The sequence below is a fragment of the Phenylobacterium sp. genome (genome assembly GCF_030654915.1).
In the GTDB taxonomy this organism is placed as follows: Bacteria; Pseudomonadota; Alphaproteobacteria; order Caulobacterales; family Caulobacteraceae; genus Phenylobacterium.
In genome coordinates, this window is the sequence record NZ_JAURWM010000135.1 from 1 (window position 1) to 8322 (window position 8322).

10 protein-coding genes are annotated in these 8322 nt (G+C 67.1%); 7 read left to right on the forward strand and 3 right to left on the reverse strand.

The window, feature by feature from the left end; genetic code table 11:
• Positions 1-234: fibronectin type III-like domain-contianing protein (locus Q7T84_RS06960; protein ID WP_304807078.1), on the forward strand; the 234-nt coding region annotated here is incomplete at its 5' end.
• A gap of 96 nt (positions 235-330) precedes the next feature.
• Here the strand turns inward: Q7T84_RS06960 and Q7T84_RS06965 are convergent.
• From Q7T84_RS06965 to Q7T84_RS06975, 3 genes are all read right to left on the reverse strand, one after another.
• Positions 331-1692 carry an amidohydrolase family protein gene (locus tag Q7T84_RS06965; RefSeq protein WP_304807080.1) on the reverse strand — a complete coding sequence of 454 codons (1362 nt, stop codon included), beginning with the start codon at positions 1690-1692 and terminating at the stop codon, positions 331-333.
• A complete protein-coding gene (locus Q7T84_RS06970; protein ID WP_304807082.1) occupies positions 1692-3119 on the reverse strand; it encodes an amidohydrolase in 1428 nt (475 codons plus the stop codon). The genes Q7T84_RS06965 and Q7T84_RS06970 overlap by 1 nt, the downstream gene beginning before the upstream one ends.
• 128 nt (positions 3120-3247) lie before the next feature.
• Complete coding sequence (locus Q7T84_RS06975; RefSeq protein WP_304807084.1) at positions 3248-3715, reverse strand: DUF3617 family protein; 468 nt, start codon at positions 3713-3715, stop codon at positions 3248-3250.
• 114 nt (positions 3716-3829) lie between these two features.
• Between Q7T84_RS06975 and Q7T84_RS06980 the strand changes: the two genes are divergently transcribed.
• The 6 genes from Q7T84_RS06980 to Q7T84_RS07005 form a co-directional block, all read left to right on the forward strand.
• Complete coding sequence (locus Q7T84_RS06980) at positions 3830-4306, forward strand: PaaI family thioesterase (RefSeq protein ID WP_304807087.1); 477 nt, start codon at positions 3830-3832, stop codon at positions 4304-4306.
• Positions 4306-5367 carry an alpha/beta fold hydrolase gene (locus Q7T84_RS06985; protein WP_304807089.1) on the forward strand — a complete coding sequence of 354 codons (1062 nt, stop codon included), beginning with the start codon at positions 4306-4308 and terminating at the stop codon, positions 5365-5367. Before Q7T84_RS06980 ends, Q7T84_RS06985 begins: the two co-directional genes overlap by 1 nt.
• Before the next feature lie 79 nt (positions 5368-5446).
• Entirely contained in the window at positions 5447-5677 is a 231-nt protein-coding gene (locus tag Q7T84_RS06990) for an aa3-type cytochrome c oxidase subunit IV (protein ID WP_304807091.1), read from the forward strand.
• A gap of 358 nt (positions 5678-6035) precedes the next feature.
• A complete protein-coding gene (locus Q7T84_RS06995) occupies positions 6036-7169 on the forward strand; it encodes a Re/Si-specific NAD(P)(+) transhydrogenase subunit alpha (protein ID WP_304807094.1) in 1134 nt (377 codons plus the stop codon).
• 9 nt (positions 7170-7178) lie between these two features.
• Positions 7179-7496, forward strand: a complete 318-nt coding sequence (locus Q7T84_RS07000; protein ID WP_304807097.1) for a proton-translocating transhydrogenase family protein — start codon at positions 7179-7181, stop codon at positions 7494-7496.
• A gap of 14 nt (positions 7497-7510) precedes the next feature.
• On the forward strand, positions 7511-8322 hold an 812-nt coding region (locus tag Q7T84_RS07005; protein ID WP_304807101.1), incomplete at its 3' end, for an NAD(P)(+) transhydrogenase (Re/Si-specific) subunit beta.

Below are 8322 nucleotides of genomic sequence, written 5' to 3' on the forward strand. Positions count from 1 at the left end.
TCGGACGGCAAGGAGAGCCAGCGCCTGATCGGCTGGTCGCGCGTGGCCCTGGCGCCGGGCGAGACCAGGCGCGTCACCATCAGCGCCGATCCGCGCCTGCTGGCCAACTATGACGCGACCTTGCCGGGCTGGCGGATCGCCGAGGGCAAGGTCGGCGTAGTGGTCGGGACCTCCGCCGAGGCGCTCGCCCTGCGTGGCGAGGCGAGCCTCACCGCGCGGACGATGAAGCCTTAGCACCACCACCGCTCATCCCGGCGAAAGCCGGGACCCAGGCGGCCTCTCCACCCGCTCCACTCAGCTTAGGCCCCGGCTTTCGCCGGGGTGAGCGGGTTAGCGCGAATACGCCGCCGGGTAGCCTGCGCCGAGGGTCTTGTATCGGTCGCGGAGTTCGAGCTGGCGGGAAGTCATCGGCTGGCTCTCGCCCTGGATGAAGACCGCGGTGGGCTGGGACAGCGGCTCGAAGGGGTCGCCGGTCCAGATTACCAGGTCGGCGTCCTTGCCCGGCTCCAGCGAGCCCACCTTGTCGGCGACGCCGAAGATGCGGGCGGGGTTGATGGTCACCGCCGCCAGCCCGGCCTGGTAGGGCATGCCGTTGGCGATGGCGTTACCGACGTTGTAGCGCAGCTCGCGGACCCGGTGCGCGCCGCCCTGGCCCTCGATGGCCAGGGTCACCCCCGCCGCCTGCAGCCGTGCGGCGTTCTCCATGGTCGCGCCCAGCACCTGGAAGCTCTCGGGTCGGTCGCTCAACGGATTGACGATCACCGGCACGCCGGCCGCGGCGATCTCGCCTGCCGCCATCCAGCCTTCCTCGGCCCCGTTCAGGATCACCTTCACGCGCTCTTCGCGGGCGAACTGCAGGACGCCGCGGATGTCGGAGGCCTTGTGGACCGAGGCGATGATCGGCATGCGGCCCTCGACCACGGGGATCAGGGCCTCGAGGTCGGCCTTGGACAGGCCCATGTCGCGCACGCCGGCGCGGTCATAGGCGGCCTTGTTGCGCATGTAGTCGCGCACGTCGCGGAAGGCGGCTTTCAGGGCCACGATCTCGGCCCCGCGCGCGCCGCCGGCGACATTGGCCCCGCCGTCGCCGAACGGGACCACCATGCCGACCTTGGGCTTGACCAGGATGCTGGCGCCTTCGCCCAGGTGGATGACCGCCGCCTGGCCGGCGAACAGCGCGGTCGACTTCGATCCGCCCCCGCCGCCGGCGGTATGGAGCTCCTCGCCGTCGTCGGCGTGGAAGTCGGTCCCGCCGCCGCCGGCCGATAACGGCATGACGATGGCCCGGGTGATCCCGCCCAGCCGCGCGACCGGGATCAGGGTCGATTGCGGATCTAGCCCGTACTGGACGTCGAAGGCCGCGCCGATATCGGGGTTGTTGACGGTGAGGTCGTCACCCAGCGAGCGGACCTCGACGGCTCCTAGCAGGGTGTTGGCCGCCACGAAGCCCGGCGTCACCGTCCCGCCCTTGGCGTCGATGATCCGCGCGCCGGCCGGCGCCGGGGCCCCCGCGCCGACCGAGGCGATCTTGCCGTCCCGCAGCACGATGGTCCCCTCGGCGATCTCGCCGGCCGGACCGGCGGTCAGGATGCGGGCGTTGGTGATGGCCACCGTCTGGGCCAGGCCCGGGCTGGCGATGGCGCTGGCCAAGGCTGCGAGGCTGATCGAAAGGCGCAAGGCGATCTTGGACATCAGCGGTTGGCCCCCTGGCCGATTTCGAAGTCGGACTTGGGCTGGAAGCGGACATCGTGGCGGTCGTAGGCGATGCCGCCGTCCAGATAGACGCGCTCGGCGCGGGCGTAGATCGAGAAGGGGTTCTTGTCCCAGATGACTACGTCGGCCCGCTTGCCGGGCTCCAGGGCGCCGGTGTCCTTCAGGCCCATCGCCTTGGCCGGATTGGCGGTGATCCAGGCCATGGCCTGGGCTTCGGTGATGTTCAGGCCCGCTGCGCGCCCGGCCGCCAGGGCTGCGGCGGCTTCCTGGTTCAGGCGCTGGATGACGTCTGGGTCGTCGGACTTGATGATCGCGCAGCCGCCCGCTGCGTGGACCATGGCGGCGTTGGCCTCGATGCCGTCCCAGGCTTCCAGCTTGTTGCCCCACCAGTTGGCCCAGGTGGCCGTGCAGATGTCGTTCTGCGCCAGGATGTCGGCGATCTTGTAGGCTTCCGAGGCGTGGTGGAAGGCGGTGATCTTGTAGCCGAACTCATTGGCGATCCCGATCATCTGGACCATCTCGTCGGCCCGATAGCAGTGGTTCTCGACCAGGATGTCGCCCTTGAGCACCCCGACCAAGGTCTCGAGCTGCAGGTCGCGCTTGGGCGGATCGGCCTTCTCGCCTCGGCCTTCCTTGGCGCGGTAGTCGTCCCACTTGCGGCCGTAGTCGGCGGCGCTGATCCAGGCGTTGCGATAGCCGGCGACGTTTCCCATCCGCGTGGACGGGGCCCGGGTGCGGGCGCCATAGACCCGCTTGGGATTCTCTCCGCAGGCCATCTTCAACCCATAGGGCGCGCCCGGATATTTCATCTCCTGGACGGTGCGGGCCGGGATGTTGCGCAGGGTGACCGAGCGCCCGCCGATCAGGTTGCCGGAGCCTGGCAGCACCATCAGGGTGGTGACGCCGCCGGCGCGGGCCAGGTTGAAGCCAGGGTCCTGCGGCCAGACCGAATGCTCGGCCCAGACCCCGGCGGTATTCGGGTCGGTTAGCTCGTTGCCGTCCGAGTGGGCCGCAACGGACGGCGAGGGATAGACGCCCAGGTGCGAGTGGGCGTCGATCAAGCCGGGAGTGATGTACTTGCCCGCGGCGTCCACGACTTCGTAGCTGGCCGGGGGGACGAGGCGCGCGCCGACCGCCTCGATCTTGCCGTCTCGGATCAGCACGGTCCCGCCGTCGATCCGCTCGCCGGTCCCGGTGAACACCGTGGCGCCGAACAGGGCGGTCGGGCGGCTGGGCAAGGGGCGATAGGTGGAGGCGAAGGGATCGCCGTTGTTGGCGGAGTCCAAGCCCTTCGGCAGTGCCCGCGCCTTGGCGCTCTCGCCGCTCGCCGGCTTGCTGGCCGGCGCAGTGGTGGCGCATCCGCCGAAGGCTGTGGCCACGACCAGCGCCGCCACTGTCCCGAACACTCTCATTCCTGGCCACCCATCCCCGTCGAACGACTGGAACGATAGGACGAACCAACCTTTGCGGGAAAGCAGCCCCGGATAATTTTCCCGGGGCCGCCCTTCAAGTTGGTGAATTTGCGCGGCTTGGCTCAGCAATCGCCCAGGCGTTCGGCGGTGACTTTCATGGTCATTTCCTTCATCGCCGGCGTCGGCGCCGGATCCATCACGGTCTTGGTCTCCATCGTGTACTTGCTGGAGAAGTCGCCGGAGAAGCGGCTGTCGATGGTCATCTTCCCGCCCGGATGGGTGCAGCTCGAGTGGCCCACATAGTCTCCGCCCTGGCGGGTCAGGGTCTGCTCGGTGCAGGTCACGCCGGCCTGCTGATTGGCGGCCTGCATTTCCTTGAAGCTGGTCTTGGGTATACAGACCTCCATGGTGACCGGCTGGGGCATGGCCGCCATGACGGTGGTCATCTTCCACTTGCCGGGCTTGGGGCCGTCCATCTCGGTGAGGGCCGGGGCGGCGGTTGTCGCCCTCGGCGCCTCGGCCGCTTCTTCCTTCTTGGAGCAGGCGCTCACCAGTAGCGCCACCATCACCATGCTCGCTGCAATCCGCATCGTCTTCTCCCTGGAAATTTTCAGACCGCCCCAAGTCACAGCGCGGCCAGGCTTTGGGCAGATCCGTGGATCGGCGCTTGCCATTTTTCAAACGCACGTTCATCAGCCTTGGCGATGTCCGATGATCTGACCGAAGTCCAGACTGCTGTCGTCCCCGATGGCTATGTCATTAATCTGTGGCAGCGCGGTTTTGGCCGCACTGTCGGCCCGTTCTATTCGCGGCGCGACGAGGCCACGAAAGACGAAACCATGGCCTTTCGCGTGGAGGAACACCACGCCAACGGCATGAACAATTGTCACGGCGGCATGTTGATGAGCTTCGCCGACATGGCCTGGGGGCGGGTCATCTCCAACAAGCGCGAGATCGGCTGGGTGACCGTCAGGCTCACCACGGACTTCCTCTCGGGCGCCCACATGGGCGACTGGGTCGAGGGTACCAGCGAGATCATCGCCGAACAGGACGACGTTTTCACCGTCCGAGGCCGAATCTGGTGCGGCGAGCGCACCCTGATCACCGGTACGGGCGTTTTCAAAGGTATCCGCTCGATCGTCCGCAAGGCCGGCGATCGGGAAACACGAGGGGTGGCGTAATGGCTTTGGATCCGGCGATCAAAGAAGGCGCGTTGGTCGGATACGAGGACCAGCCCGTTCACTCCGAGCCGGGCGCCCTGCCGCCCGAGGTCCAGGCGCCGCTGGCGCCGTTCAAGGGGCGCGAGCCCGACGCGCCGAAGTGGTTCCGGGACGCCATCGCCCATGAGCCCGAGCGGACCTTCGTCACCTCGAAGGGCTCGAAGATCGAGCTACTGACCTGGGGCGAGGTGGGCAGGCCCGGCTTGCTGTTGGTCCACGGCAACTCGGCCCACGCCGATTGGTGGAGCTTCATCGCGCCGTTTCTGGCCACCGAGTATCGGGTCGCCTCGATGTCGCTGGCCGGCATGGGCGCGTCGGACTGGCGCGAGACCTACGCCTTTCAGGACTTCGCCGAAGACGCCGAGGCCTGCGCCCAGGCCGCGGGCCTGTACGAAGGCGGCCGCAAGCCGGTCTATATCGGCCACTCGTTCGGCGGCTCGCAGGTGTTCTATGCGGCGGTGAAGCACCCCGAGCGGATGCACGCGGCGATCCTGGTCGATGTCGGCTTCGGCGGCCCGCCGCCGGACTCCCCCGAGGGCAAGCGCATGCTGGAAGAGCAACGCCAGCGCATCGCCAATATCCCCACCGCCGACCGCGCTCAGCGGGTCTATCCGACCATTGGCGCGGCGCTCGACCGCTTCCGGTTCATGCCGCCCCAGGTGGCGGGCAACCTGTTCATCGCCGACTTCATCGCCCGCCGCTCGCTGAAGCGCGCGCCGCTCGAGGATGGTTCGGGCGAGGGCTGGTCGTGGCGCTTCGATCCCAACATGTGGAACAAGCTGGATCGCTCGGCGATGACGGCGATGACCACCGAAGGGCCGCCCCTGGTCACCACGCCGCTGGCCCATATCTACGGCGAGCGATCGGTGGTGATGTCGCGCCGCAGCGGGGGGCAGCCCTCGCCGTTGCCGGAAGACATCATCGAGATCGCCATCCCGGATTCGGCCCACCACATCATGGTCGATCAGCCGCTGGCCTTGGTGGCGGCGCTACGTTCCATGCTGGCGGTTTGGCCCGCCTGACCACCAGCCCTTGAGGCCGGGCTACGGTTCGTGTAGTCCGGCTCCACCTGAATTCTTCGAAGAGAGAGACGCCTCCGCCATGGCTTCCGAATATCACCGCGGCGACATGGAAATTCACGAGCAGGTCTCGACCTATCACCTGTTCGTCAGCCTGGCGAAGTGGGGCTCCTTGGCGCTCACCGCCCTGCTGATTTTCCTGGTCCTGTGGTTCTGCACGGCCACCGGTTTCATGGGCAGCGCCGCCATCGGCGTGGTGATCTCGGTCGCGGGCTTCTTCGTCCTGCGCGAGCACGGCGAACCCGCCCACTAGGACCCTGGTGCGGGCCGGATCGTTTTAAGATCCAGGCCCGACGTCGCGGTTTCCGCTTCGGTTAAGTTTTGACCCATGCCGGCCTTGCGGTCGGCGTGGGTTTCGCCATGCCTGGGGCGCGGCGAGATCAGTTCTATTCACCGGCCACTGAATTTTTCTGAGTTGAGGTCGTGACTGCGTTGGCCGATGACGGCCGCGCTGGGACTCGGCTTGGCGGACAATCGACAAACCTTGGAGTTAAAAGGGGTTTGCGCTCAAACAATTGTTTGAAGTCCGTGGTCGGTCGCTGGACAACGTCTAAGGGCGGCTTCTATGGTCGCCGGAAGTTCGAAGACTAAAAATGGGGGAAACAGGGCGCATGACGACCATCGCCGTCACCAAGGAACGCCGCGCCGGAGAGACGCGCGTGGCCGCGACTCCAGAGACGGTGAAAAAGTTCATCGGCGCTGGGTACTCGGTGGTGATCGAAGCTGGAGCCGGCGTCGCCGCCTCCTATCCCGACGCCGACTATGAAGCCGCGGGCGCGACCCTGGCGAAGAGCCTGACCGACGCCATCGGCACGGCCGATATCCTGCTGAAGGTCCGCAGCCCCGTCGATGAAGAGATCGCCGCGCTGAAGGCCGGCGCCATCGTCGCCGCGACCCTCAATCCCCACGTCGAGAAGGACGCCCTGAAGGCTCTGGCCGCCAAGGGCGCGACCGCCTTCGCCATGGAGTTCGTGCCGCGGATCACTCGGGCGCAGGTGATGGACGTACTGTCCTCCCAGGCCAATCTCGCGGGTTATCGCGCGGTGATCGAGGGCGCCGAAGCCTATGGCAAGGCCATGCCGATGATGATGACCGCGGCCGGCACCGTCGCCGCCGCCAAGGTGTTCGTCATGGGCGTCGGTGTCGCCGGCCTGCAGGCCATCGCCACCGCGCGGCGTCTGGGCGCGGTGGTGACCGCCACCGACGTGCGCCCCCCCACCAAGGAGCAGGTCGAAAGCCTGGGCGCCAAGTTCCTCGCCGTCGAGGACGAGGAGTTCAAGAACGCCCAGACCGCCGGCGGCTACGCCAAGGAAATGAGCGCCGAATACCAGGCCAAGCAGGCTGAACTGGTTTCCAGCCATATCGCCAAGCAGGATATCGTCATCACCACGGCGCTGATCCCCGGGCGCCCCGCGCCCAAGTTGGTCAGCGCCGAACAGGTCGCCTCGATGCGTGCCGGATCGATTCTCGTCGACCTGGCCATCGAACAGGGCGGCAATGTCGTCGGCGCCAAGCTGGGCGAGACGGTGGTCACAGCCAATGGCGCCAAGATTCTCGGCGCGCCCAACCTGCCCGGCCGCATCGCGACTGACGCCTCGGCGCTCTACGCTCGCAATCTATTCGCCTTCGCTGGCCTCTTCCTCGACAAGGAGGGCAAGTTCGCCCCCGACTACGAGGACGAGATCCTGAAAGCCGCGCTCGTCACCCAAGGCGGGGCGATCGTCCATCCCGCCCTGACTGCTTAAGAGGACCCCATGGAAGCCGTCGACCCTACAGTCTTCCGACTGGCGATCTTCGTGCTCGCGATCTTCGTGGGCTACTACGTCGTCTGGAGCGTCACCCCCGCCCTGCACACACCGCTGATGGCCGTGACCAACGCCATCTCCTCGGTGATCATCGTCGGGGCCTTGTTGGCCGCCGCCGCCCACGGGGTGGACGGTGAACTGACCAAGAACGTCATGATCTCGAAGGGCGCCGGCGCTGTCGCCGCGGCCTTCGCCGCCGTGAACATCTTCGGCGGCTTCCTGGTCACCCAGCGCATGCTGGCCATGTACAAAAAGAAGCAGAAGTAGGGGAGCGGGGGGACATGAACGCTAATCTCGCCGCCATCGCCTATATCGTTTCGGGCGTACTCTTCATCCTGGCCCTGCGCGGCCTTTCCAGTCCCACGACCAGCCAAGCGGGCAACCGCAACGGCATGATCGGCATGGCTATCGCCGTCGGCACCGCTCTGCTCACCCTCTGGGGCCAGGGCAAGCTGGACGCCCTGACCTTGGGCCTGATCCTGGGCGGCGTCGCCATCGGCGGCGCGGTCGGCGCGGTCATCGCCCGCAAGGTCGCCATGACCTCGATGCCGCAGCTGGTCGCCGCCTTCCACAGCCTCGTCGGCATGGCCGCCTGCCTGGTCGCGGTCGCCGCGATCCACACCCCGTCGGCCTACGGCATCGTCGGCGAAGATGGGCTGGTGCACCTCACCTCGCTGATCGAGCTGTCGCTCGGCCTGGCCATCGGCGCCATCACCTTTACCGGCTCGGTCATCGCCTTCGCCAAGCTGAACGGCAACATGTCCGGCGCGCCGATCCTGCTGCCGGCTAGACACCTGCTGAACATCGTCATCGCCCTGGCCATTGTCGGGCTGATCGTGGTGTTGGCGATGAGCGGCGGCCAAGCGATCTGGGCGTTCTGGGCCATCTTCGCCCTGGCCCTGCTGATCGGCGTCACCTTGATCATCCCGATCGGCGGCGCGGACATGCCGGTCGTGGTGTCGATGCTGAACAGCTATTCCGGCTGGGCGGCGGCGGCGATTGGTTTCTCGCTGTCGAACGATCTGCTGATCGTGGTCGGCGCGCTGGTCGGGTCTTCGGGTGCGATCCTGTCGTATATCATGTGCAAGGCGAT